Source organism: Erwinia sp. V90_4 (assembly GCF_029967685.1).
In the GTDB taxonomy this organism is placed as follows: Bacteria; Pseudomonadota; Gammaproteobacteria; order Enterobacterales; family Enterobacteriaceae; genus Erwinia; species Erwinia aphidicola.
In genome coordinates, this window is sequence record NZ_JASCAQ010000045.1 from 1 (window position 1) to 25,172 (window position 25,172).

22 protein-coding genes are annotated in these 25,172 nt (G+C 57.3%); 16 read left to right on the forward strand and 6 right to left on the reverse strand.

Going from position 1 to position 25,172, the window contains the following annotated elements; all coding sequences use genetic code 11:
* Nucleotides 1–264 precede the first annotated feature (264 nt).
* Entirely contained in the window at nucleotides 265–1,407 is a 1,143-nt protein-coding gene (gene mltA, locus QLG07_RS11290) for a murein transglycosylase A (RefSeq protein WP_048917160.1), read from the forward strand.
* Nucleotides 1,408–1,456: 49 nt separating this feature from the next.
* The gene (gene tcdA, locus QLG07_RS11295; protein WP_187497929.1) at nucleotides 1,457–2,260 is read left to right on the forward strand and encodes a tRNA cyclic N6-threonylcarbamoyladenosine(37) synthase TcdA; all 804 of its coding nucleotides are present in this window, start codon (nucleotides 1,457–1,459) and stop codon (nucleotides 2,258–2,260) included.
* A gap of 83 nt (nucleotides 2,261–2,343) precedes the next feature.
* Here tcdA and csdE read toward each other — a convergent pair whose 3' ends face one another.
* Nucleotides 2,344–2,787 (reverse strand): cysteine desulfurase sulfur acceptor subunit CsdE, encoded by a 444-nt coding sequence (gene csdE, locus QLG07_RS11300; RefSeq protein WP_282469238.1) that lies wholly within the window; start codon nucleotides 2,785–2,787, stop codon nucleotides 2,344–2,346.
* A 2-nt stretch (nucleotides 2,788–2,789) separates the two neighbouring features.
* Nucleotides 2,790–3,995 carry a cysteine desulfurase CsdA gene (gene csdA / locus QLG07_RS11305; protein ID WP_282469239.1) on the reverse strand — a complete coding sequence of 402 codons (1,206 nt, stop codon included), beginning with the start codon at nucleotides 3,993–3,995 and terminating at the stop codon, nucleotides 2,790–2,792.
* 155 nt (nucleotides 3,996–4,150) lie between these two features.
* Between csdA and QLG07_RS11310 the strand changes: the two genes are divergently transcribed.
* From QLG07_RS11310 to rlmM, 4 genes are all read left to right on the forward strand, one after another.
* Complete coding sequence (locus QLG07_RS11310; protein ID WP_048917156.1) at nucleotides 4,151–4,375, forward strand: YgdI/YgdR family lipoprotein; 225 nt, start codon at nucleotides 4,151–4,153, stop codon at nucleotides 4,373–4,375.
* 347 nt (nucleotides 4,376–4,722) lie between these two features.
* Complete coding sequence (locus QLG07_RS11315) at nucleotides 4,723–5,640, forward strand: transcriptional regulator GcvA (protein ID WP_048917155.1); 918 nt, start codon at nucleotides 4,723–4,725, stop codon at nucleotides 5,638–5,640.
* 78 nt (nucleotides 5,641–5,718) lie between these two features.
* Complete coding sequence (locus QLG07_RS11320) at nucleotides 5,719–6,114, forward strand: DUF423 domain-containing protein (RefSeq protein ID WP_048917154.1); 396 nt, start codon at nucleotides 5,719–5,721, stop codon at nucleotides 6,112–6,114.
* The gene (gene rlmM, locus QLG07_RS11325) at nucleotides 6,107–7,207 is read left to right on the forward strand and encodes a 23S rRNA (cytidine(2498)-2'-O)-methyltransferase RlmM (RefSeq protein WP_187497932.1); all 1,101 of its coding nucleotides are present in this window, start codon (nucleotides 6,107–6,109) and stop codon (nucleotides 7,205–7,207) included. The genes QLG07_RS11320 and rlmM overlap by 8 nt, the downstream gene beginning before the upstream one ends.
* A gap of 90 nt (nucleotides 7,208–7,297) precedes the next feature.
* Here rlmM and xni read toward each other — a convergent pair whose 3' ends face one another.
* From xni to queF, 3 genes are all read right to left on the reverse strand, one after another.
* Entirely contained in the window at nucleotides 7,298–8,050 is a 753-nt protein-coding gene (gene xni, locus QLG07_RS11330) for a flap endonuclease Xni (protein WP_282469254.1), read from the reverse strand.
* 35 nt (nucleotides 8,051–8,085) lie between these two features.
* Nucleotides 8,086–9,450: a nucleotide 5'-monophosphate nucleosidase PpnN gene (gene ppnN, locus QLG07_RS11335; RefSeq protein ID WP_048917151.1), complete on the reverse strand. Its 1,365-nt coding sequence runs from the start codon at nucleotides 9,448–9,450 to the stop codon at nucleotides 8,086–8,088.
* 155 nt (nucleotides 9,451–9,605) lie between these two features.
* Entirely contained in the window at nucleotides 9,606–10,451 is an 846-nt protein-coding gene (queF, locus tag QLG07_RS11340) for an NADPH-dependent 7-cyano-7-deazaguanine reductase QueF (protein ID WP_048917150.1), read from the reverse strand.
* A 116-nt stretch (nucleotides 10,452–10,567) separates the two neighbouring features.
* Here queF and syd point away from each other — a divergent pair, with 116 nt between their 5' ends.
* The 5 genes from syd to QLG07_RS11365 all read left to right on the forward strand — a co-directional run bounded on the left by syd (nucleotide 10,568) and on the right by QLG07_RS11365 (nucleotide 14,531).
* The gene (syd, locus tag QLG07_RS11345) at nucleotides 10,568–11,119 is read left to right on the forward strand and encodes a SecY-interacting protein (RefSeq protein ID WP_282469240.1); all 552 of its coding nucleotides are present in this window, start codon (nucleotides 10,568–10,570) and stop codon (nucleotides 11,117–11,119) included.
* 598 nt (nucleotides 11,120–11,717) lie between these two features.
* Entirely contained in the window at nucleotides 11,718–12,044 is a 327-nt protein-coding gene (locus QLG07_RS11350) for a YqcC family protein (RefSeq protein WP_099753453.1), read from the forward strand.
* A complete protein-coding gene (gene truC, locus QLG07_RS11355; protein ID WP_048917147.1) occupies nucleotides 12,044–12,829 on the forward strand; it encodes a tRNA pseudouridine(65) synthase TruC in 786 nt (261 codons plus the stop codon). The genes QLG07_RS11350 and truC overlap by 1 nt, the downstream gene beginning before the upstream one ends.
* Before the next feature lie 14 nt (nucleotides 12,830–12,843).
* Nucleotides 12,844–13,293: a flavodoxin gene (locus QLG07_RS11360; protein ID WP_048917146.1), complete on the forward strand. Its 450-nt coding sequence runs from the start codon at nucleotides 12,844–12,846 to the stop codon at nucleotides 13,291–13,293.
* Between the two features lie 95 nt (nucleotides 13,294–13,388).
* A complete protein-coding gene (locus tag QLG07_RS11365) occupies nucleotides 13,389–14,531 on the forward strand; it encodes a glycerate kinase (protein ID WP_282469241.1) in 1,143 nt (380 codons plus the stop codon).
* Nucleotides 14,532–14,607: 76 nt separating this feature from the next.
* Here the strand turns inward: QLG07_RS11365 and barA are convergent, their stop codons facing one another.
* A complete protein-coding gene (barA, locus tag QLG07_RS11370) occupies nucleotides 14,608–17,334 on the reverse strand; it encodes a two-component sensor histidine kinase BarA (protein ID WP_191149892.1) in 2,727 nt (908 codons plus the stop codon).
* Nucleotides 17,335–17,474: 140 nt separating this feature from the next.
* Here barA and rlmD point away from each other — a divergent pair, with 140 nt between their 5' ends.
* From rlmD to eno, 5 genes are all read left to right on the forward strand, one after another.
* Nucleotides 17,475–18,791, forward strand: coding sequence for a 23S rRNA (uracil(1939)-C(5))-methyltransferase RlmD (rlmD, locus tag QLG07_RS11375; protein WP_048917143.1), 1,317 nt, complete (start codon nucleotides 17,475–17,477; stop codon nucleotides 18,789–18,791).
* Between the two features lie 32 nt (nucleotides 18,792–18,823).
* Nucleotides 18,824–21,061: a GTP diphosphokinase gene (gene relA / locus QLG07_RS11380; RefSeq protein ID WP_048917142.1), complete on the forward strand. Its 2,238-nt coding sequence runs from the start codon at nucleotides 18,824–18,826 to the stop codon at nucleotides 21,059–21,061.
* Between the two features lie 73 nt (nucleotides 21,062–21,134).
* Nucleotides 21,135–21,917, forward strand: a complete 783-nt coding sequence (mazG, locus tag QLG07_RS11385) for a nucleoside triphosphate pyrophosphohydrolase (RefSeq protein WP_180276711.1) — start codon at nucleotides 21,135–21,137, stop codon at nucleotides 21,915–21,917.
* Between the two features lie 199 nt (nucleotides 21,918–22,116).
* The gene (gene pyrG / locus QLG07_RS11390; RefSeq protein ID WP_048917140.1) at nucleotides 22,117–23,754 is read left to right on the forward strand and encodes a glutamine hydrolyzing CTP synthase; all 1,638 of its coding nucleotides are present in this window, start codon (nucleotides 22,117–22,119) and stop codon (nucleotides 23,752–23,754) included.
* Between the two features lie 83 nt (nucleotides 23,755–23,837).
* Nucleotides 23,838–25,133: a phosphopyruvate hydratase gene (gene eno / locus QLG07_RS11395; protein WP_048917139.1), complete on the forward strand. Its 1,296-nt coding sequence runs from the start codon at nucleotides 23,838–23,840 to the stop codon at nucleotides 25,131–25,133.
* Nucleotides 25,134–25,172 lie beyond the last annotated feature (39 nt).

The window sequence follows — 25,172 nt, forward strand, 5'->3', positions numbered from 1 at the left end:
GATTTGAACCGACGACCTTCGGGTTATGAGCCCGACGAGCTACCAGGCTGCTCCATCCCGCGTCCGTGGAAGCGCACTATACGCCTGATGCGTTTTGTTGCAACCCCTTTTTGCGGATAAGTGGGTAAAATCGTGCTTATAACTCATTTTTTAACCCAGCTGCTGAATTGTTGCACAAATGCGTACTTTTTCCGGCGGCACGTTTAAATCTGACCACGCCTTTGCTATCTTCGCGCAGGGTTCCCGTATAAAGGTAAACAAGGCATGAAAGGACGTTGGGCGAAATATCTGGTGACCGGCACGCTGCTGGCACTGCTGGCGGGCTGTTCGTCAAAACCCACCGATCGTGGGCAACAGTATAAAGACGGGAAACTGGATCAGCCGCTCGGGCTGGTCAACCAGCCTAACGCTAAAGGCCGCCCGGTTAATGGCAGAGACTTTGCCGACCAGGTGGGGCAGATCCGTTCATATTCATCGGGCATGTATTCGCGCCAGTCGGGCACCTACAGCGCGATTGAGAGCTGGCTGATGGCCGGGGGCGATACGCGCCAGCTGCGCCAGTTCGGACTGGATGCTTATCAGATGGAAGGCACCGACAACTATGGCAACGTGCAGTTTACCGGGTACTACACGCCGGTGATTGAAGCACGATATACCCGCCAGGGTGAGTTCCAGTATCCGCTGTACCGCATGCCGCCAAAACGTGGCCGCCTGCCAAGCCGTGCAGATATCTACAGCGGTGCGCTGGGTGAACGCTATATCGTGGGTTACAGCAACTCACTGATGGATAACTTTATTATGGATGTGCAGGGCAGCGGCTACGTTGACTACGGCGACGGGCGCCCGCTGACCTTCTTCGGCTACGGCGGGAAAAACGGCCATGCCTATCGCAGCATCGGCAAAGTGCTGATCGACCGCGGTGAAGTGAAGCGTGAAGATATGTCGATGCAGGCGATTCGCCACTGGGGTGAAACGCACAGCCCGGAAGAGGTGCGCGAACTGCTGGAGCAGAACCCATCCTTTGTGTTCTTCAAGCCCGAAACGTTTGCGCCAGTACGTGGGGCAAGTGCGGTGCCGCTGGTGGCAAAAGCCTCGGTAGCTTCTGACCGTTCGCTGATCCCACCGGGAACGGCGCTGCTGGCAGAAGTTCCTTTACTGGACAACAACGGTAAATTTACCGGAAAATATGAGATGCGCATGATGGTGTCGCTGGACGTCGGCGGCGCAATCAAGGGTCAGCATTTTGATATTTACCAGGGCATCGGCCCGGACGCCGGTCATATGGCCGGATGGTTTAATCACTACGGCCGCGTGTGGGTATTAAAAGCCGCACCGGGCGCGGGCCAGCCGGTATTCTCATCGGCACAGAACAGTTCTTCTCAGGGGTCATTACTGGTCAGTCAGTAAACCCCGACGGGCCGCTTGCTGCGGCCCGCTGCTTTTAAGGAATTAATCCATGATGGTTCTTTCAGACGCCTGGCGGCAGCGCTTTGGCGGTACGGCGCGTCTATATGGTCAGTCTGCGCTACAGCTGTTTGCCGACGCGCATGTCTGCGTGGTGGGGATTGGCGGCGTGGGGTCGTGGGCGGCGGAAGCGCTGGCGCGTACCGGAATTGGGGCGATCACCCTGATCGACATGGATGATGTCTGCGTCACTAATACTAACCGGCAGATCCATGCGCTGAAAGATAACGTCGGGCAGGCGAAAACCGAGGTGATGGCGCAGCGGATCCGCGAAATTAATCCGGAGTGCCGCGTCACCTGCATTGATGACTTTATTACCCCGGACAATACCGCAGAGCTGATGAGCCAGGGCTACAGCTATGTGATCGACGCTATCGACAGCGTGCGCCCGAAAGCGGCGCTGCTGGCGTGGTGCCGTCGCAATAAGATGCCGCTGGTGACCACCGGCGGGGCGGGCGGGCAGATTGATCCCACGCAGATCCAAGTCGCCGATCTGGCAAAAACGATTCAGGATCCGCTGGCGGCGAAGCTGCGCGAGCGGCTGAAAAACGATTTTAACATCGTCAAAAGCAGCAAGGGTAAGCTGGGCATTGACTGCGTGTTCTCAACCGAGGCGCTGATGTACCCGCAGCCGGATGGCTCGGTATGCGCGTCACGCAGCACCGCTGAGGGGCCAAAACGCATGGACTGCGCCGCAGGTTTTGGTGCGGCAACCATGGTCACCGCCACCTTTGGCTTTGTCGCGGTGTCGCACGTATTGAAGAAGATGATGGCGAAGGCGGCACGCCAGGCGTAACGCGGATTTCGGGCAACTGCACTGGCCGACCCTCTTGTCAGGTCGGCCCGGTTTGCCCGGGACGACCAGAAAAGCTGCCGTCCCTACGGCAAGTGACTGCTCGCCATCACCGCATCGGCCAGCGCCTGCAGCCCCGCGCTGCGCGAGGCGCTCAGCTGATCTTTCAATCCCAGCCCGTCAAACAGCGCCAGCGGGTCCGATCCCCGGATCTCGGCGGCAGTTTTTCCCTCTACCGCACACAGCAGTACGGCTAACAGCCCGCGCACAATGCGCCCTTCGCTGTCGCCGTAAAAGTGCATCTGCCCATTTTCAAGCTGCTGATAGCCAAGCCAGACGCGGTTTTCACAGCCGCTCAGCTCAATGTCCGCCGTTTTCAGCGCCTCCGGCAGGGCCGGCAGTTTCTTACCCAGTAGGATCAGCTGGCGATAGCGATCCTCCCACTGGCGAAAGCTGGCGAACTGCGTCAGTAGCGAGTCGGCAGTTATGGCTGTGCCAAACGGGTGCGGGGCGATCGGAGATGAATTCATAATTAATCAGCCAGTAGCGCCAGAGCGGTGGTCATCGCCGCGGCCAGCGCGTCCACATCTTCCAGCGTGTTATAGGGGGCGAAGGAGGCGCGCAGTGTCCCGCTGACGCCGAGCGCAGCCAGCAGCGGTTGCGCACAGTGCTGACCGGCGCGCAGGGCGATGCCGCTTTCCGCCAGCAGCGTCACAACGTCGCTGTGATGAATACCGGCGATATCAAACGCCAGCAGGCTGGCGTTGCCGCAGCGGTAGCTTTGAAAGCCGGGCAGGGCAGCGAGCCGCGCTTCAGCAAGGTCGGCAAGGTCGCAGCTCCAGCGCTCGGCGGCGGCAATATCAACGCCGCTCAGCCACTCCAGCGCGGCGCTCAGGCCAATGACGCCGGCAACGTTTGGCGTGCCTGCCTCGAAGCACCACGGCACTGCCTGCGGGGTGAATCCGTTAAAGTCAACGCGGCTCAGCATCTTGCCGCCGCCCTGCCACGGCGCCATCTCTGCCAGCAGGTCCGCCCTGCCGTACAGCGCGCCGATGCCCATTGGTCCATACAGCTTATGTCCAGAAAAAGCGTAGAAATCAATATTGAGCGCCTGTACATCCGGCGGGCAGTGCACCACGCCCTGGGCGCCGTCGACCATCACTTTTGCACCGCACGCATGGGCCAGTGCAATAATCTGCTGCAGGTCCGGACAGCCGCCGGTCACGTTCGACATCTGACCGACAGCCAGCAGGCGGGTGCGGTCGTTGAGCAGTGTGGGTAGCAGGCTGAGATCCGGCAGGCGGTCGGCGCCAATCGGCCACTTCACCACTTTGGCGCCGGTTTGCTCAGCCACCATCAGCCACGGCACCAGATTGGCGTGGTGCTCGGCTTCGCTAACCAGGATCTCATCCCCCGGCTGCAGGCGCGGACGCAGATAGCTTTGCGCGACCAGGTTAATGGCCTCGGTGGTGCCTTTGGTCCAGACGATGTTGCTGCTATCACAGGCATTCAGCAGCCTTGCCACCTGACTGCGCGCGTCTTCATAGCGCGCGGTGAGCTGCTGCGCGGCCGCGAACTGACTGCGGTGAACCGTCCCGGCGCTCAGGCGATAAAACTGCTCGGTGGCTTCGATCACCGCCAGTGGTTTTAGCGCGGTAGCGGCACTGTCCAGGTAACATCCGGCATCGCCCAGCGCGGGAAACTGCTGGCGAAAGTGCAGCGGGTTAAATGACGTCATCTGTTTCTCGTAATTTAGGACCAGGCTGAAATTTATGTACTTTTCTGGCAAAGACGGCAAAGCGCGTTATGCTAATTCAAGTAAAGTTTAAACGATTACCTGTCATTAAGAGCAACGTATGCAGGTAGTTTCACTCTCAGCATGGAGATATAAAAATGAAAAAATTAGCCGCAGTTATTGCAGCCTGTGCCATGACTTTTACTCTGGCCGCGTGTTCAAGCAATTATGTTATGCATACCAATGATGGTCGCACTATCGTATCCGATGGTAAGCCAGTGGTCGACAACGATACGGGCATGATCAGCTACAAAGATGCCAACGGCAACAAGCAGCAGATCAACCGTTCTGACGTGAAAGAGATGGTTGAGACCAACCAGTAATAGCGACAGGCAAAAAAAAGCACCGCGCTAAGCGGTGCTATTAAAATCACTTGGACAGACAGGGTAAATCTACAGGAATAAAAGGTAGCTCAGCTACCAGACCCGAAAATCGTCAGGTCAATTGCAAACACAACATCACGACCACAAGCCAAAAGCCCCTCAAAATTCCGCGAGTTAACCCGTAATTTCAATGCACTTTTCGTTCCGGCTCAGGAAGTGGCGCAACTATAGGTATTTGCTGGTAGTTCCTCAACGGACAAATTATAATGGCTCGGATAAAAAAAACTAATACGTCACTCTGACTGTCAGAGCTGTACCCGGCCTTGAGCGAAAAGCACCCATCTACCATGTCTAAACGTTTACCACCGCTGAATGCCCTGCGCGTTTTTGATGCCGCAGCGCGTCACCTCAGCTTCACGAAAGCGGCTGAGGAACTGTTTGTCACCCAGGCCGCCGTCAGCCACCAGATCAAGTCGCTGGAGGATTTCCTCGGCCTGAAGCTGTTTCGCCGACGCAATCGCTCGCTGCTGTTGACCGAAGAGGGGCAGAGCTATTACCTCGATATCAAAGAGATTTTTACCGCGCTGAACGACGCCACGCGCAAACTGCAGGCGCGCAGTGCCAAAGGCGCACTCACCGTCAGTTTGCTGCCGAGTTTTGCTATTCAGTGGCTGGTACCGAGGCTAACCAGCTTTAACTCAGCTTATCCGGGTATCGACGTGCGTATCTCCGCCGTCGACCGCGATGAGGAGAAGCTGGCTGATGATGTCGACGTGGCGATTTTCTACGGGCGCGGTAACTGGCCGGGGCTGCGGGTGGAAAAACTGTATGCGGAATATCTGCTGCCGGTCTGTTCCCCACTGCTGCTAACCGGCGAGCGCCCGCTGACCTCCCCGGCCGGGCTGGCCAATCATACGCTGCTGCACGATGCTTCACGCCGTGACTGGCAGGCGTATACGCGTCAGCTCGGGCTGGGCAGTATCAATGTGCAGCAGGGGCCGATATTCAGCCACAGCGCGATGGTGCTGCAGGCGGCGATCCACGGCCAGGGCGTGGCGCTGGCCAATAACGTGATGGCGCAGAGTGAGATAGAAGCGGGGCGTCTGGTCTGCCCGTTTAACGATGTGCTGGTCAGTAAAAATGCTTTTTATCTGGTTTGTCATGACAGTCAGGCAGAACTGGGTAAAATAGCCGCCTTCCGGCAGTGGATCCTTGCGAAAGCCGCAAGCGAACAGGAAAAATTCCGCTTTCGTTATGAACAATAACCCCGCCTGGCGCGCCGATACCGCCGGGCAGTAATTAAGCACCACGGAGCGCGCTCCGTGTTCTCAGAGGATGTTGTTATGTCCAGTCGTGCAATGCTGATTTTCGTCGCCATCAGTGGATTTTTCTACGTGGCGCTGGGGGCTTTTGGCGCCCACGTATTGAGCCGGTCGCTGGGTAGCGCCGAAATGGCCTGGATGAAAACCGGGCTGGATTACCAGGCGTTTCATACTCTTGCGGTACTGGGTTTGGCTGCGGCCATGCTGCGCCGCGCCGATATCTGGTTCTACTGGAGCAGCGCATTTCTGGCGCTGGGCACGGTGTTATTCAGCGGCAGTCTTTACTGTCTGGCGCTGTCGCACCTGAAAATTTGGGTGTATGTTACGCCGATCGGAGGCACCTGCTTCCTGATCGGTTGGATTTTGATGTTGGTTGGCGCGCTGCGTCTGAAAAAAAGGGCAGATCGCCATGAATAAGATTTTACTGTATTGCCGTCAGGGTTTTGAGAAAGAGTGCGCGGCGGAGATCACCGCTAAGGCCGCCGAGCGCGAGATTTTCGGTTTCGCCCGCGTGAAAGATGACTCTGCCTATGTGCTGTTTGAGTGCTATCAGCAGGGGGAAGCCGAGAAGCTGCTGGCCTCACTGCCGTTTAGCGAGCTGATCTTCTCCCGCCAGATGATGGTGGTCGGTGAGCTGCTGCGCGATTTACCGAGCGAGGACCGCATCACGCCGGTGGTGGGGATGCTGACCGGCGCGGTAGAGAAGGGCGGCGAGCTGCGCGTTGAGGTGCCGGACACCAATGCCAGCAAAGAGCTGCTGAAATTCTGCCGCAAGTTCACCGTGCCGCTGCGCGCCAGCCTGCGTAAAGCGAATATTCTGCTGAACTATGAGACCAACAAGCGTCCGGTGATCCACGTGTTCTTTATCGCTTCGGGCTGCTGCTATGTGGGTTACTCGCTGCCGGGCAACAACTCGCCGCTGTTTATGGGCATCCCGCGCCTGAAGTTTCCCTCCGATGCCCCAAGCCGCTCCACGCTTAAGCTGGAAGAGGCTTTCCACGTCTTTATCCCTGCCGACGAGTGGGATGAGCGCCTGGCAAGCGGGATGTGGGCGGTGGACCTGGGGGCCTGCCCGGGCGGCTGGACCTATCAGCTGGTGCAGCGCAGCATGATGGTGAACGCCGTGGATAACGGCCCGATGGCGCCGAGCCTGATGGATACCGGGCAGGTATTCCACCAGCGTGAGGACGGCTTTAAGTACCGCCCGACGCGCAGCAATAACTATTGGGTGGTGTGCGACATGGTGGAAAAACCGGTGCGCGTGGCGAATCTGATGGCGGACTGGCTGGTGAACGGCTGGTGCCGTGAGGCGATCTTTAACCTCAAACTGCCGATGAAGAAGCGTTATGAGGAAGTGTCGCAGAATCTGCAGATGATCCACGAGAAGCTGGTGGAAAACGGCATTAACGCGCAGATCCAGGCGCGTCAGCTGTACCACGATCGCGAAGAAGTGACGGTGCATATTCGCCGTATCTGGGCCGCCACGCCGGGCCGCCGCGACGAGCGTTAATTTTTCCATCGTCAATCGCGCGCGGGCCGATCAAAAAAGATGATCGGCCCCTATAGTAGGGGCGGACCGCTTTTCTGGTCCGCCCGCGAATTACGGCAATCGCAAATCCTTTAAATTCCCCGCCAGTACCAAATCCGTTCTCAGCGTGGCGACCTGCTGGCAGATTTCCGCCATCTGGCGATGCTGCTCCAGCTTATTGCGCCACTTCTCCGGCACCCGATCCAGCTGCTGATAAATTCCTGCCAGGCTACCAAACTGCTGCAGCAGCTGCGTGGCGCTTTTGCCGCCGATACCGGCCACGCCCGGGATCTTACTGCTGCTGATCCCTGCCAGCCCCCAGTAGTCGGTGAGCTGGGCTGGCGCCACGCCAAATTCGGCGGCAATAAACGGCACGTCAAGCCAGCGTTTCTGGAAGTAGTCGCGGATCTGCACATTAGGTGCCAGCAGCTGGCAATAGCCTTTATCGGTGGAGACAATGGTGGCCTGATGCCCGGCGGCGGCCACTTTACTGGCAAGCGTGGCGGCGAGGTCGTCAGCCTCATCGCCGGGAGAGTGCCAGCAGTTAACCCCCACGCCGGCAAAGGCCGCGCGCAGCAGCGGCATTTCATTGTGCAGCGCATCCGGCATCGGCGAGCGCCCGGCTTTGTAATCCGGCAGTAGCCGGTGCCGCCAGCTGTCAGCGCGGTCGTCATCGTCAAACACCGCTACAGCATGCGTCGGGCGGGTATGCATCAGCAGCTGATGGATGGCATTCAGGCAGGCGTCCTGGCAGGGAGAACCCTGGACGGCGTGTATGCGGCGAATCAGATTCAGCGCATCGATAATCAGTAAATGGTGCAAAATCGTTAATCCTGAGCGGCCCGCAGGCCGCTCGTCGGTTACTTGATGATTTCGTAGCAGGGAATGTAGGCACTGCCCGGCAGCTTCATGCGGTGCTGAGCCACAAAGCCCTGTAGCAGATCGTCCATGCGGCGCATGATCTGCGGGTCGCCGTGCAGCTTGTATGGCCCTTTCTCTTTGATTGCGCGAATGCCGACATCCTTAACGTTACCGGCGACGATCCCGGAGAAGGCGCGACGCAGTGCCGCAGCCAGATCCTCGGCGGGCTGATCCGGCGACAGGTTAAGGTTTGCCATATTTTCATGGCTCGGCATAAACGGCATCTGCAGGTCAGGAGCAATACGCAACGCCCAGTTAAAGCTGTAGGCGTCGCCGGTTTCGCGGCGATGCTCTTTCACCTTCGGCATCGCTTTCTTCATCAGCCGCGCCACTTCCGCCGCATCATCGATAATGATGGTGTAGTGTTTACGCGCCTCATCACCCAAGGTGCTGGCGATAAATTCGTCCAGTACCTTAAAGTAATCGGCGCTCTCTTTCGGCCCGGTGAGGATCAGCGGCAGCACCTGGTCATGGTTATGCGGGTTCATCAATATACCCAGCAGGTAGAGCAGCTCTTCCGCCGTACCTACGCCGCCCGGGAAGATAATGATGCCGTGCGCCATGCGTACAAAGGCTTCCAGACGTTTTTCAATGTCCGGCATGATGATCAGCTCGTTAACCAGCGGGTTTGGCGGCTCGGCGGCGATAATTGACGGCTCGGTCAGGCCAATAAAGCGGCCCTCTCTGTAGCGCTGCTGGGCGTGGCCGACGGCGGCCCCTTTCATCGGCGCTTCCATCACGCCCGGTCCGCAACCGGTGCAGATATTCAGTTCGCGCAGGCCGAGCTGGGCACCAACGGTGCGGCAGTACTGATATTCCACGGCGTTAATCGAGTGACCACCCCAGCACACTACGGTGTTCGGCTCCTCGCCGACGTGCAGCGCGCGCGCATTGCGCAGAATGGAGAATACCAGGTTGGTGAGATGAACCGGATCTTCAATTTTCAGCCGCTGGAAGCGACCGGCCTGGTCGATCTGGCCGTTAACGAACAGGATATCGCGCAGCACGGCAAACAGGTTAGCCTGCAGCGCACGGATAATCCGGCCATCAACAAACGCCTCTTCCGGCGGGTTTATCAGCTCCAGTTTGACGCCGCGCTCACGGCGCAACACGTTGATATCAAAACTTTCAAAGCGGGAGAGCAGCTCATGGCTGCTGTCGGTTTGGCTACCGGAGTTGAGCACGGCGAGTGAGCAGTTACGAAACAGCTGGTAGAGATCACTGCTGGCCGTGCGCTTCAGCATGTCGACTTCCAGTTGTGAAAGCAGGTCCATCGAGCCAAGAGGGCTGATATGTGTAATCAAGTGAACTCCTTTACACCCGCCTGGGTGTGCAGTAACCCCGTGATATGGCGGTCAACGGGGCAAAATTTCCCTGGGCAGCGTGCTGCTGCTACCCGTGTCCAGATTAGCCTTTTCGCCTTTGATTTAACAACAGATTAACAGAGATAAACCGGAGATTACTGGCGAACCAGGCGCGAGCGTCCCGGCTTGAATTGGCCATTGGTGCGCCACGGGTTGATATCCAGCCCGCCGCGGCGCGTGTAGCGCGCGTAAACGCTCAGGCTTTCCGGCTGGCAGTAGCGCAGAATATCGCTGAAAATACGCTCTACGCACTGCTCGTGAAACTCATTGTGATGGCGGAATGAGACCAGGTAACGCAGCAGGGCTTCGCGCTGAATGCGCGGGCCGCGATAGCTGATCTGCACCGAACCCCAGTCGGGTTGATTGGTGATCAGGCAGTTAGATTTTAGCAGGTGGCTCACCAGCTGCTCTTCAACGATCTCCCCAGCGGCCGCGTCGCGCAGGTAGTCAGCATTGAACTGATAATCATCAATCACGATGTCCTGCTCATCAATACAGCTGCCGTCGAAATGGCCAATGGGCTGCCCTTCAATTTCCTGCAAGCGGAACAGAGCCACGCTGACCTTGCCTGCGGCGCAGGCACTGAGATCGCGCTCCAGCGTCTGACGCACTTCGCCCCAGTCGGCAAATTTTGTCTGGTTAAAGCTGTTGAGGTAGAGCTTAAAGCTTTTCGACTCGATCAGGTTCACGCTGTCGGCATCCAGCGCCACTTCACCCACCGCCACCTGCGGCAGCCCTTTGCTGTTGAGCCAGGAGAGCTCGTACAGGGTCCAGATATCGGCTCCGGTGAATGGCAGGGTATCCGGATAAAGCCCCAGCGGTTCACGATTGAGGCTACGCGGCACTGCCTGTAGCAGCGCAGGCTGATAGCTGTCGTGGTATTCTGTGGGTTTCCCCAGAGTCAGGCCTTCCAGTGCCTGATGATGGTCGTATGAAGACATGCTGATACCTTATTGCGCCCGTCGGGACAGGCGAGATGACGAATTCGTTAGCCTGATTAGCATTCAGGCTACAATGGCCTGTAAGTGTAACCCAGCCAGCTAAGAGTGAAAAAAGAATGATCGAAGAAACCGCCCAGGCACTACGCGATTTTAGCCAACGCTACTGTGACCTCTGGCAGCAAGAGAGCGGCCACCTTCCCGCCAGCGAGGAGCTGCTCGGCATCCCTTCGCCGTGTGTCGTGGCTACGCAGGGCGATGCCGTTTGGTGGCAGCCGCAGCCATTTACGCTGGCCAAAAATCTGGAGTCGGTAGAGCGTGCGCTGGATATCCAGCTGCAGCCGTCCGTTAGCGGCTTTTATACCGCACAATTTGCCGCAGATATGTCGGGAACTTTTTCCGGTCAGCGCGTGTCTTTGGTACAGGTCTGGAGTGAAGATGATTTTCAGCGCGTGCAGGAGAACCTGATTGGTCATCTGGTCATGAAGCGTCGGCTGAAGCACTCCCCGACTTTATTTGTCGCCACAACAGACTCTGAGCTGGAAGTGGTGTCGGTGTGTAATTTGAGCGGCGAAGTGATCCTTGAGCAGTTGGGAACGCTAAAACGTCAGATTCTCGCCCCATCTCTTCAGAACTTTCTTATTCATTTACAGCCGCTTAATGGCCTGTAATGCGCTTTTCTCTGCCCGTCCTGTGCGAGATCTCTCACAAAGGTTGTGAGAGATCGCTACGAATGAACTTAATGTCTGCTAGCATTCAATTGTAAAAATATTGTAGATCATTAAGTTAGCCAGATTGTTGCGAATTATCTTAAGCTTATGCCACAAAAAGCCGTGAGAAGTATCTTGTTTGCTTATGACAATCAGGCAGAATTACCTCATCGGAAAGGCATTCAGGAACAGGATTAACGTCAAGGAGTGACGTACTCATGGAATGAGTTGGACCCATCAGGATGATGTCGCAGGGACAGGCTTCGGGATTGAAGCAGGGAAACCTCAGGATGAGGTAATGGACACCTCCAGGAAGGAGAACGTGAACCGTACAGGATGACGGCTAGCAGGGAAGTGAACGGATAACATCAGGATGATGTTTGCTCAGGAGAGCACAGGAACAGTTTTCAAGGAAGAGCAGGGAGCATAAAGGTAGCTGGAAAGCTGCGAACGAACCGGGGGCACTGTTAATACAGTGCCCCTTTTTTTCGTGCATACTTTTCACTGAGCAGCGTGTGAATGCTATGCTCTGCGCCCTTAACCACAGTGGGAGATCCCTATGAGCCGTGAACAACAGATTCAGGAACGATTACTGGCAATTGAATCGTTGCTTAAACAGGCGGGGCTATGGCAATCCGTTGCGCCTAACAGCGAAGCTTTTACCAGCACTGAACCTTTCTGCCTTGACACCATGACGCCGCTGCAGTGGCTGCAGTGGGTGTTCCTGCCACGTATGCAGGCCCTGCTGGATGCGGCTGCACCTCTGCCCGTTGCGCTGGCCATCGCTCCCTACTATGAAGTCTGGCTGGAGGGCGAAATTCCGGAGCGCGCCGCGCTGCTGCACCGCTTAAACGCTTTTGATCAGCTGTTCGAGTCGCCCAACTAATGCTGGAGATTATTTATCAGGATGAGTGGCTGGTTGCGGTAAACAAACCCTCGGGCTGGCTGGTGCACCGTAGCTGGCTCGACCGCCATGAAACCGTGTTTGTGATGCAGACCGTGCGCGACCAGATTGGCCAGCATGTTTTCACCGTACACCGGCTCGATCGCCCAACATCCGGCGTGCTGCTGATGGCGCTGTCCAGCGAGGTGGCGCGCCTGCTGTCGCAGCAGTTTGAACAGCATAAAATACAAAAAACCTATCATGCCGTGGTGCGCGGCTGGCTGGAGGGCGAAGAGACGCTCGACTATCCGCTGACCGAAGAGCTGGATAAAATCGCCGACAAGTTTAGCCAGCCGGAAAAAGCCCCGCAGCCTGCGGTAACCCACTGGCGCGGAGTGGCAACGGCAGAGCTGCCGGTCGCGGTCGGACCTTACGCCACCACGCGCTATTCGCTGGTGGAAATGCTGCCGGAGTCGGGGCGCAAGCATCAGCTACGCCGTCATATGAGGCATCTGCGTCATCCGATTATCGGCGACAGCGCCCATGGCGACCTGAAGCAGAACCGCTCAGCGGCAGCCAACTTTGCTATGAATCGCCTGATGCTGCATGCCAGCGAGCTGCGCCTGAACCATCCGGTGAGCGGCGAGCCGCTGCTGTTACGAGCCGGGCTGGATGCAGTATGGCAGCGCGCGATGACGCACTGCGGCTGGCAAAACACGCTCCCGCATATCCCCCGGGTTGAGTTTGCTGCTGAAAGCCCGCAGGATAGTGAGAAAATTGAGTTCTGATAAGGAGAGAGGGTATGGCTGAGGTAGGCATTTTTGTTGGCACGGTTTACGGTAACGCGCTGTTGGTAGCCGAAGAGTCCGAAACTCTGCTGCTTGAAGCCGGGCATCAGGTCAAGATTTATGAAGATGCAACGCTGGAAGAGTGGCAGCACTACGCGGATAAAGTGGTGCTGGTGATCACCTCGACCACCGGGCAGGGCGATCTGCCGGACAGCATCGCGCCGCTCTTCCACGCGATTAAAGATAAGCTCGGCCACCAGCCAGGGCTGCGCTACGGCGTGATTGCGCTGGGCGACAGCAGCTACGACGATTTCTGCGGCGGCGGTAAAAAGTTTGCTGAACTGCTGCAGGAGCACGGCGCGCAGCGCGTCGGCGAGATGCTGACGGTGGATGCCTGCGAAAATCCGGAGCCGGAGGAGGTCACCTCCCCGTGGGTTGAGCAGTGGGCTAAGCTAATCGGATGATTGATGTGGGGCGGAGCGAAAAAGAAGGTCTGCCCCACATGTCCGCTCGCCCCGTGCCGGGAGTTTACGTCCAACGCCAACCTGATGGATAACTTATGAAAATCGTTATCGCCCCGGATTCCTATAAAGAAAGCCTCTCTGCGTTACAGGTTGCCACCCAAATCGAACTGGGTTTTCGCGACATCTTTCCCGATGCACACTACGTCAAACTGCCCGTCGCCGATGGTGGTGAAGGCACCGTTGACGCTATGGTTGCTGCTACGGGGGGCCGTATTATTCCACTGCGCGTTACCGGTCCGCTGGGCACGCCGGTTGATGCCTTTTACGGGCTGTCCGGTGACGGGCGCAGTGCCATTATCGAAATGGCCGCCGCCAGCGGGCTGGAACAGGTGCCTGCCGATCGGCGTGATGCGCTGCACGCCACCAGCTGGGGTACCGGCGAGCTGATCCGCGATGCGTTGGATAAGGGCGTAGAACGCCTGATTATTGGTATTGGCGGCAGCGCCACCAATGACGGCGGCGCGGGAATGGTGCAGGCGCTGGGGGCTAAATTACTCGACGCCAGCGGTAATCCCGTGGCTTACGGTGGCGCGGCGCTGGCGCAGCTGGATTCGATTGACCTCAGTGAATTCGATGCGCGTATCAAAAGCTGCCGTATCGACGTCGCCTGTGATGTGACCAATCCGCTGCTTGGAGAGACGGGGGCATCGGCGGTGTTTGGCCCGCAAAAAGGGGCATCGCCGCAGCAGGTGAAACAGCTGGATGAAGCGCTGGCGCAGTTTGCCCGCATTATTCAGCGTGACCTGCAGTGTGACGTGTTAAGCGTGGCCGGCGGCGGCGCAGCAGGGGGGATGGGCGCAGGGCTGTTCGCGTTCTGTCAGGCCACCCTGCGCCCGGGCATTGAGATTGTTACCGATGCCTTAGGTTTGGATGCGCTGGTGCAGGATGCCACGCTGGTGATCACCGGCGAAGGGCGTATCGACAGCCAGACTATTCACGGTAAAGTCCCGATTGGCGTGGCGCGGGTGGCTAAGCGCTATCACATACCGACGATCGCCATTGCTGGCAGCCTGACGCACGATGCGGGCGTGGTTCATCAGCACGGGCTGGACGCGGTATTCAGCGTGATCTACCGCATCTGCAGCCTGCAGGAGGCGCTAGACGAAGCGGCAGAAAATGTGCGTATTGCCGCGCGCAATATCGCCGCCACGCTAGCCATTGGGATGCATACCCGTTAATGGCGGCCGCGCCCGCTGGCGTGCGGGAAATTCCGTAGGGGTCAGGCAAGCCTGACCCGCGATCCCCAACCCGCGGCTAATGTTTTAAGCGTTCCGTTGCCAGTCTCGCCACATTCTGCATCTCATCCAGTAGCTCAAACAGCTCAGGCTCAACGGCGCTGATATCCTCATGGTGCCGCAGATTTTGCTCCAGCTGCAGGCAGAGCTGTTTCATGCGCGGCACGCCGCTGTAGCTGGCGCTGCCGTGCAGCTTATGGATGATATCGCGCAGCGCCGGGATATTATTTTCGCCAATATACTGGTCGATCAGCGACTGCACTTCCGGCAGGAAATCCACCAGCATCTGCAGCAGATCGCGGGCAAGGTCGGGCTTATTAGCCGCCTGGCGCAGCGCCAGCGCCCAGTCGAGGGACGCCGGGACCTCAATCACCGGCGGCAGCGCCTGGCGCGCACCCGGCGAATAGCGCGCCAGCAGGCGGCTGAGTTTTTTCTCGTCGATCGGCTTGGCAAGATAGTCATTCATCCCCGCTTTAATCAGCTGTTCGCGTTCACCATCCAGCGCGTGCGCGGTCACGGCGACAATCGGCGTATTCGCGTGCTGCGGCAGGGCGCGGATCTCTTCACTGGCGCGGATGCCGTCAATTTCCGGCATCTGAATATCCATCAGAATAATGTCGAGATGCTGAAGCCGGGCCTGCTTGATCGCCGCTTCGCCGCTATCACACAGGACAATGTGCGCCACCTGCTCTTCGAGAAGAGCGCCAATCAGCTTGAGGTTGGCTGGGTTATCGTCAACCGCCATCACCCGCAGCGGCAGGCGCGGGCGCTCAATCAACTGCTGAACATCTCTGGCATGGTGATCGACCAGAATCGGCAGCAGGCGCGTCATCGAAATCGGTTTGATCAGGCAGGCGGTCACGCCGCGCGCTTTTAGCTCTTCGGTGTACACCTGCATCTGGAACGGCAGACCCATAATCACGCTGTCGGCGCGTTGCAGAATCGGCGTCAGCTGCTCACCGGTCATTTCCAGATGATGGCGATCGGCCACCGGCAGCCCCATCAGCAGCACATCGTAGTGCGGGTCCGGCAGCTCGGCCAGCGTTGGGCTGTAGTGGATTTTCATCGGCGTGATGCTGAGCATCTCCATCATCGCTTTGGCGGCGGCGGCGTTAGGCTCAACGTAGGCCAGGCTTTGCCCCTCAATACAGTCCATCAGGCGCGGATCGCTTGCCGCGTTGGGGTTCAGCGCCAGATTAATGTGGAACCAGAAGGTGGAACCGTGGTTCAGGCGGCTGTGGAAGGAGATCTCACCGCCCATTTCGTTGACCAGCTTTTGGGTGATCACCAGCCCCAGCCCGGTGCCGCCGTGGCGCCGCGAGATGCTGGCATCGGCCTGGCGGAATGCCTGGAACAGCTGCGACTGCTGCTTTTCGGAAATGCCGATGCCGCTATCGTGAATCTGTACTTCCAGCTCCATGCGGTTATTGCTCAGCGCCCGTTTTTCCACGCGAATATCAATATTGCCGCGCTCGGTAAATTTAATCGCGTTACCCAGCAGGTTGACGATGATTTGCTGCATGCGCAGCGGATCGCCGATGGCGTTATCCGGCACGTCGCTCTGAATATTCAGCGTCAGCTCCAGCCCTTTATCGTGCGCCGACTGCGCCAGCAGCACCACCACCTCGTCCAGCGTGGCGCGCAGCGGGAACGGAATGGTTTCCAGAATCAGCTTGCCCGCCTCCAGCTTGGAGAAGTCGAGCACGTCATTGATGATGCTTAACAGATTATTCGCCGAGCGTTCGATAGTGTGCAGGTAGTCGCGCTGCGTCGAGTTGAGAGTGGTTTTCAGCGTCTGGCGGGTAAAGCCGATGACGCCGTTGAGCGGGGTGCGCAGCTCGTGCGACATATTGGCGAGGAACTCGGACTTGATGCGCGCCGCCTCCTGCGCACGTTTTTTTGCCAGATCCAGCTCAACGTTCTGGATCTCCATCTGCTCCAGCGTTTCGCGCAGATCCGACGTCGCCTGGTCGATATTCTGCTGCATCTCTTCGTGATAGGCCGTCAGCGACATCGCCATCGAGTTAATGCCGTTTTTCAGCACGTCCAGCTCGCCGAGCATATAGCCTTCAACGCGGCTGTCGAGCTGCCCACGGCGAATGCGGTCAACGGTACTGACCATATTCCGAATTGGCCCGGTAACGTCGCGCATCAGGCGGTAGGCAAACAGCATCGCAATACACAGGCACAGCAGCAGCAGCAGGGTGGAGATAAACACTTCTTTATACTGCTGCAGGCGCACCGACTGCAGGTCGAGCTCTATCGCCACATAGCCGAGCGGATTACCGGTCGGTTTGGCGTCCTGCCCCGGAGACTCATCGGGGTAGTAACTCTCAGAAAGGATTGGCGTGCGCAGAATAACGGAGTTACCCTGGCGCTGCTTCAGGTATCTAGCCGTCAGCGGCGTGTTATCCGGCAGGCGCAGCAGGTCAGGGGACTGATGATAATTCGAGGTGACGAACAGCTGATTGTGGTCATCAAACACTGAGATAGCGCGCACGATATCCGAATGGCGGCGGTGCAGCAGGCTGACCAGCTGGCGCACCGATTCGCGGCTGTGGAAGGTCATACCGTATTCGCTGGAAACGGCCAGCGGCTCGATAATATTTATCCCGGCATCGGTCAGCTGGGTTTGCAGCTCGTTATAGCGATTGACGACAAAAAACGTCGACAGCAGCAGCCCGATCATCAGCGTCGGCGCCAGAATTAAGATCATCATGCGTGCCCGCAGGCTGTATTTGGTCATAATATTCCCTGTGCGCGGCGTGCAGCTCTGCCGTCCGTGTTGCCTATTATCCTGAATCAGTCGAATTTTTTCTGCCGCTATGCCAGGCTACACCCGATTTTTTCCGGCAATAACCCTGACTTTTGAGAAGCAAAGAAATAATGGCGCAATTCTACTCTGCAAAACGGCGCGTGACGACCCGCCAGACGATAACGGTAACGGTTCATGATCTGGATGCTTTTGGTCAGGGCGTAGCACGCCACAATGGCAAGGCGCTGTTTGTGCAGGGCGCGCTGCCCGGCGAACAGGTCGAAGTCAGGATCGAGGAGGATAAGCGCCAGTATTCACGCGGAGTAGCGCAGCGTATTATTAGCGCCAGCCCGCAGCGAGTGGTGCCGCGCTGCCCGCATTTCAGCCGCTGCGGTGGCTGCCAGCAGCAGCATGCATCCAGCGAACTCCAGCAGCAGAGTAAGGCAAAAGCGCTGGCGCATCTGCTGACGCGGGAAAGCGGCTTTGCCGTGAGCGTCGACGACGTGATTGCCGGGCAGCCCTGGGGCTACCGCCGCCGCGCCCGTCTCAGCCTCAATTATCAGCCGAAAACCCAAGCCCTGCAGATGGGGTTTCGCGAAAAGGCCTCCAGCGAGCTGGTCAATATCACGCAATGCCCCATTTTGAAGCCCGAACTTAATGCGTTGATTCAGCCACTTCGCGCCGTGCTCAATGATCTGCAGGCGGTGCGGCGCCTCGGGCACGTTGAACTGGTGCTGGCGGATAACGGCCCGCTGCTGGTTTTACGCCATCTTGACCCCCTTGCTGACAGCGACCGACAAAAACTGGAACAGTTTTCGCATGAGCATCAGTTGGCACTGTATCTTGCCCCTGACAGTGACACGCTTGTGCAGATTTCGGGAGAGATGCCACACTATCGTTCTCACGACCTGACGCTGACCTTCAGCCCGCGCGACTTTATTCAGGTCAATGATGAGGTCAATCAGCAGATGGTGGCCCGTGCGCTGGAGTGGCTGGAGCTGAAAGCGGACGACAGGGTGCTTGATCTGTTCTGCGGAATGGGAAATTTTAGCCTGCCAATGGGTAAACTGGCTGAAAATGTCGCAGGTGTGGAGGGTGTTGCAGCATTAGTGGCGAAGGGTGCGTATAATGCAGAATTGAATAATTTGCATAACGTGTCGTTCTGGCAGCATAACCTCGAAGAGGATGTCAGCCGCCAGCCCTGGGCTGCTCAGGGATTTAACAAGGTGTTACTGGACCCGGCGCGTGCCGGTGCCGCCGGCGTGATGGCGCATATCATTAAACTTGCGCCGCAGCGGGTGGTCTATGTTTCCTGTAACCCGACGACGCTGGCACGGGATAGTCAGGCATTACTGACGTCCGGCTACCAATTGGAACGGGTGACAATGCTCGATATGTTCCCACATACCGGGCATCTGGAATCCATGGTGCTGTTTAGCCGAAAATAGGTCCCTGAACGGGGGCTACGCCAGGAGAGGATATGGTTGCGGTAAGAAGTGCACATTTGAATACGGCTGGCGAGTTTGCGCTCGACCAATGGATCACCAGTCTGGGGATCTCCAACCAGCAGTCATGTGAACGACTGGCCGAAACCTGGCGCTATTGTGAGGCGACCACTAAAGACCATCCTGATGCCGCGCTGCTGCTGTGGCGCGGCGTTGAGATGGTTGAAATCCTCTCGATGCTCAGCATGGACTGTGAAACGCTGTGTGCCTCACTGCTGTTCCCGCTGGCCGACGCCGGCGTGGTTACCGAGCAGCGGCTTGAGGAGCAGCACGGTAAAGCTATCGTCTCGCTGGTTCACGGCGTGCGCGATATGGACGCTATCCGCCAGTTAAAAGCCACCCATAATGACTCAATGGCCTCTGAGCAGGTCGATAACGTGCGCCGCATGCTGCTGGCGATGGTGGAAGATTTCCGCTGTGTGGTCATCAAGCTGGCGGAGCGTATCGCCCACCTGCGCGAAGTCAAAGACGCGCCGGAAGATGAGCGCGTGCTGGCGGCAAAAGAGTGCACCAATATCTATGCTCCGCTGGCTAACCGCCTCGGTATCGGCCAGCTGAAGTGGGAGCTGGAAGATTTTTGCTTCCGCTATCTGCACCCGGAAGAGTACAAGCGCATTGCCAAGCTGCTGCACGAGCGCCGTATCGATCGCGAAGACTATATCGATACCTTTGTGCAGTCGCTGCGTACCGAGATTGTGAAAGAGGGCGTGAAGGCGGAAGTGTATGGCCGCCCGAAACATATCTACAGCATCTGGCGCAAGATGCAGAAGAAAGCGCTGGCCTTTGATGAGCTGTTCGACGTGCGTGCCGTGCGCATCGTGGCGGAGCGTCTGCAGGATTGCTACGGCGCACTGGGCATTGTGCACACCCTGTATCGCCATCTGCCAAGCGAGTTCGACGACTATGTCGCGAACCCAAAACCGAACGGCTACCAGTCCATTCACACCGTGGTGCTGGGGCCGAAGGGTAAAACCGTTGAGATTCAGATCCGCACGCGCCAGATGCATGAAGATGCCGAGCTGGGCGTGGCGGCGCACTGGAAGTACAAAGAGGGCGCGGCAGCCGGCGGCAGCGCACGCGGCGCCTCCGGCCATGAAGGGCGTATTGCCTGGCTGCGCAAGCTGATTACCTGGCAGGAAGAGATGGCGGACTCCGGCGAGATGCTCGACGAAGTGCGCAGCCAGGTGTTTGACGACCGGGTCTATGTGTTTACCCCAAAAGGGGATGTGGTGGACCTGCCGGCCGGCTCCACGCCGCTCGACTTTGCCTACCATATTCACAGCGATATCGGCCACCGCTGCATCGGCGCGAAGATTGGTGGGCGCATCGTGCCGTTTACCTATCAGCTGCAGATGGGCGACCAGATTGACATCATCACCCAGAAGCAGCCGAACCCGAGCCGCGACTGGCTGAACCCGAACCTCGGTTACGTGACCACCAGCCGCGGGCGCTCTAAGGTGCACGCCTGGTTCCGCAAGCAGGATCGCGACAAGAATATTATCGCCGGGCGCCAGATCCTCGACAACGAACTGGACCACCTCGATATCAATCTGAAAGATGCCGAGAAGCTGCTGCTGCCGCGCTACAACTTCAACACGCTGGATGAACTGCTGGCGGCAATTGGCGGCGGCGATGTGCGCCTCAATCAGATGAGCAACTTCCTGCAGTCGAAGCTGCACAAGCCAAGTGCGGAAGAGGAAGACCGCGAGGCGCTGCAAAAGCTGACGCAGAAAACGTCCAACAGCGTACCGCGCAGTAAAGAGAGCGGGCGCGTGGTGGTCGAAGGTGTCGGCAATCTGATGCACCATATTGCGCGCTGCTGCCAGCCGATCCCCGGCGATGACATCACCGGCTTTATCACCCAGGGGCGCGGGATCTCGATTCACCGCGCCGACTGCGATCAGCTGACGGACCTGATGTCGCACGCGCCGGAACGCATCGTCGATGCCGTCTGGGGTGAGTCTTATTCCAGCGGCTATTCGCTGGTGGTGCGCGTCACCGCCAACGATCGCAGCGGCCTGCTGCGCGACATCACCACCATTCTGGCTAACGAAAAGGTCAATGTGCTGGGCGTTTCCAGCCACAGCGATACCAAGAGGCAGCTGGCGACCATAGATATGGATATTGAAATTTATAATCAGCAGGTGCTGAGCCGGGTGATTGCGCGGCTGAATCAGGTGCCGGATATCATCGACGCCAAACGCCTGCATTAATCGGGTCGGGCATGCCCGACCTCTACGTAGGGGCGACGCATGCGTCGCCCGCCCATTCAACATGGATATCATTATGACTTCTCTCGATCGCCTGCTGGGCATCATGAAAACCCTGCGCGATCCGGAAAACGGCTGCCCCTGGGATCGCCAGCAGACCTTTGCCACCATCGCGCCTTATACCCTTGAAGAAACCTATGAAGTGATCGACGCGATCAACCGCGCCGACTTTGACGATCTGCGCGGTGAACTGGGCGATCTGCTGTTCCAGGTGGTGTTTTACGCGCAGATGGCGCAGGAAGAGGGGCGCTTTAACTTCGACGATATCTGCAACGCTATCAGCGATAAGCTGGAGCGCCGCCATCCGCACATCTTTGCCGATGCTCAGGTGAGCGGCAGCGCTGAGGTGCTGGTTAACTGGGAAAAAATCAAAAGCGACGAGCGTGCGCAGAAAGCACAGCATTCGGCGCTTGACGATATCCCTGCCGCGCTGCCAGCGCTGATGCGCGCCCATAAAATCCAGAAGCGCTGTAGCAGCGTGGGCTTTGACTGGACCACCATCGGGCCGGTGCTGGACAAAGTACACGAAGAAATTGATGAGGTTATGCACGAAGCGCAGCAGGCGGTCATCGACCAGGACAAGCTGGAAGAGGAGATCGGCGACCTGCTGTTTGCCACGGTTAACCTTTCACGCCACCTCGGCAGTAAGGCGGAAACCGCGCTGCAGAAAGCCAATACCAAATTCGAACGCCGCTTCCGCCAGGTTGAACAGATTATCGCCAGTCAGGGGATGGAAATGTCGCAGGCTACCCTGGACCAGATGGAAGACGCGTGGCAGGTGGTAAAATCTCAGGAATAATTGGCTGACACGATTCAACAAAAATGTGACATGCATCAACCTTATTTTCCCGCCATTCAGGTAATGTCAGGGCGGTAAATGCGGTGGACGGCACACAACCGGAAACGATCAATTGTCGCACCCGGGGGATTCGGGTATACTATTTTCCCGTCCTGGTTATTCATTCCATCGTCTTTAAACCTACATTCTCAGGTTCAGCATGACAACGAACTATATATTTGTGACCGGCGGGGTCGTTTCCTCTCTGGGTAAAGGCATTGCCGCAGCCTCCCTGGCCGCCATTCTCGAAGCACGTGGTCTTAATGTGACCATCATGAAGCTGGACCCGTACATCAACGTGGATCCGGGCACCATGAGCCCGACTCAGCACGGTGAGGTCTTCGTGACCGATGATGGCGCAGAGACCGATCTTGACCTCGGTCACTACGAGCGCTTCATCCGTACCAAAATGAGCCGTCGTAATAACTTCACCACTGGCCGTATCTACTCAGAAGTGCTGCGCAAAGAGCGCCGCGGTGACTATCTGGGCGCGACCATTCAGGTGATCCCACATATTACCAATGCGATCAAAGAGCGCATCATCGAAGGCGGCGAAGGCCACGATGTCGTGCTGGTTGAAATTGGTGGCACCGTGGGTGACATCGAATCACTGCCGTTCCTCGAAGCGATTCGCCAGATGGCGGTTGATGTAGGTCGTGAGCACACCATGTACATGCACCTGACGCTGGTGCCTTATATGGCTGCTGCGGGCGAAGTGAAAACCAAGCCAACCCAGCACTCGGTGAAAGAGCTGCTGTCGATCGGTATTCAGCCTGACGTGCTGATCTGCCGTTCTGACCGCGCTGTACCGGCCAACGAGCGGGCGAAAATCGCGCTGTTCTGCAACGTGCCGGAAAAAGCGGTTATCTCACTGAAAGATGTCGACTCCATCTACAAGATTCCTGGCATGCTGAAATCGCAGGGCCTGGATGACTATATCTGTAAGCGCTTCAACCTGAATGCCCCGGAAGCCAACCTGGCCGAGTGGGAGCAGGTGATTTACGAAGAAGCCAATCCAGGCGGCGAAGTGAACATCGGTATGGTCGGCAAATATGTCGAGCTGCCGGATGCTTACAAGTCGGTGATTGAAGCGCTGAAGCACGGCGGCCTGAAAAATCGCGTCACCGTGAATATCAAACTGATTGACTCACAGGATGTTGAAACCCGTGGCGTGGAACTGCTGAAGGATCTGGATGCTATCCTTATTCCTGGCGGTTTCGGCTATCGCGGCGTGGAAGGCAAACTGATGACGGCGCAGTACGCGCGTGAAAACAACATCCCTTACCTTGGCATCTGCCTGGGGATGCAGGTTGCGCTGATGGAATTCGCCCGCAACGTGGCACATATGGAAGGCGCGAACTCGACTGAATTCGTCCCGGACTGTAAGTACCCGGTGGTGGCGCTGATTACCGAATGGCGCGATGAAGACGGCAACGTCGAGCAGCGCACTGAGCAGAGCGATCTGGGCGGCACCATGCGCCTCGGCAGCCAGCAGTGTCAGCTGACCGAAAACAGCCTGGTGCAGAAGCTGTATGGCTCTGACACCATCGTTGAGCGTCACCGTCATCGTTATGAAGTCAACAATATGCTACTGAAGCAGATTGAGGCGGCTGGATTACGTGTCGCAGGCCGCTCAGGGGATGACCAGCTGGTTGAGATCATTGAGCTTCCTGACCACCCCTGGTATGTTGCGTGTCAGTTCCACCCGGAATTCACCTCAACACCTCGAGACGGGCACCCGCTGTTCAGCGGCTTTGTAAAAGCCGCCAGCGAGTACCAGAAGCGTTTGGCAAAATAAGTGTTTTCATAACAGCCTGAAAATTTGAACGTTTCAGGCTGTTTGTGTCTAAGTTTAAGTTAACTTGTACTGAGGAAAAACTAATGTCCAAAATCGTTAAAGTCATCGGTCGCGAAATCATCGACTCCCGCGGAAACCCGACCGTTGAAGCTGAAGTTCATCTGGAAGGCGGCTTTGTCGGTCTGGCAGCAGCGCCATCAGGTGCTTCTACTGGTTCTCGCGAAGCGCTGGAACTGCGTGACGGTGACAAATCTCGTTTCCTGGGTAAAGGCGTAACCAAAGCGGTAGCCGCCGTTAACGGTCCAATCGCTGACGCGGTAACCGGTAAAGATGCGAAAGACCAGGCCAACATCGACAAGATCATGATCGATCTCGACGGTACTGAGAACAAATCTCAGTTTGGTGCTAACGCCATCCTGGCCGTTTCCCTGGCTGCGGCTAAAGCAGCAGCAGCTGCTAAAGGCATGCCACTGTACGAGCACATCGCTGAACTGAACGGCACCCCAGGCAAGTTCTCTATGCCACTGCCAATGATGAACATCATCAACGGCGGCGAGCACGCAGACAACAACGTCGACATTCAGGAATTCATGATCCAGCCAGTTGGCGCGAAAACGCTGAAAGAAGCTGTGCGTATGGGTTCTGAAGTTTTCCATACCCTGGCAAAAGTGCTGAAGTCGAAAGGCATGGGCACTGCGGTCGGTGACGAAGGTGGCTACGCGCCAAACCTGGGTTCTAACGCCGAAGCACTGGCTGTTATCGCTGAAGCGGTAAAAGCAGCAGGCTACGAACTGGGTAAAGACATCACCCTGGCGATGGACTGCGCAGCGTCTGAATTCTACAAAGACGGCAAGTACGTGCTGGCAGGCGAAGGCAACAAATCCTTCACTTCTGAAGAGTTCACTCACTTCCTGGAAGACCTGACTAAGCAGTACCCAATCGTCTCTATCGAAGACGGTCTGGATGAATCTGACTGGGCTGGTTTCGCTTACCAGACCAAAGTGCTGGGCGACAAAATCCAGCTGGTGGGTGACGATCTGTTCGTTACCAACACCAAGATCCTGAAAGAAGGTATCGACAAAGGTATCGCTAACTCCATCCTGATCAAATTCAACCAGATCGGTTCACTGACCGAAACCCTGGCTGCGATCAAAATGGCAAAAGACGCCGGTTACACTGCGGTGATCTCTCACCGTTCAGGTGAAACTGAAGATGCCACCATCGCTGACCTGGCGGTGGGTACTGCTGCAGGCCAGATCAAAACCGGTTCAATGAGCCGTTCTGACCGTGTCGCTAAGTACAACCAGCTGATCCGTATCGAAGAAGCGCTGGGCAACCGTGCGCCATTCAACGGCCTGAAAGAAGTTAAAGGCCAGTAAGCTGCTGATATCTGAAGCCTGATGGGCTGAGGATTATCT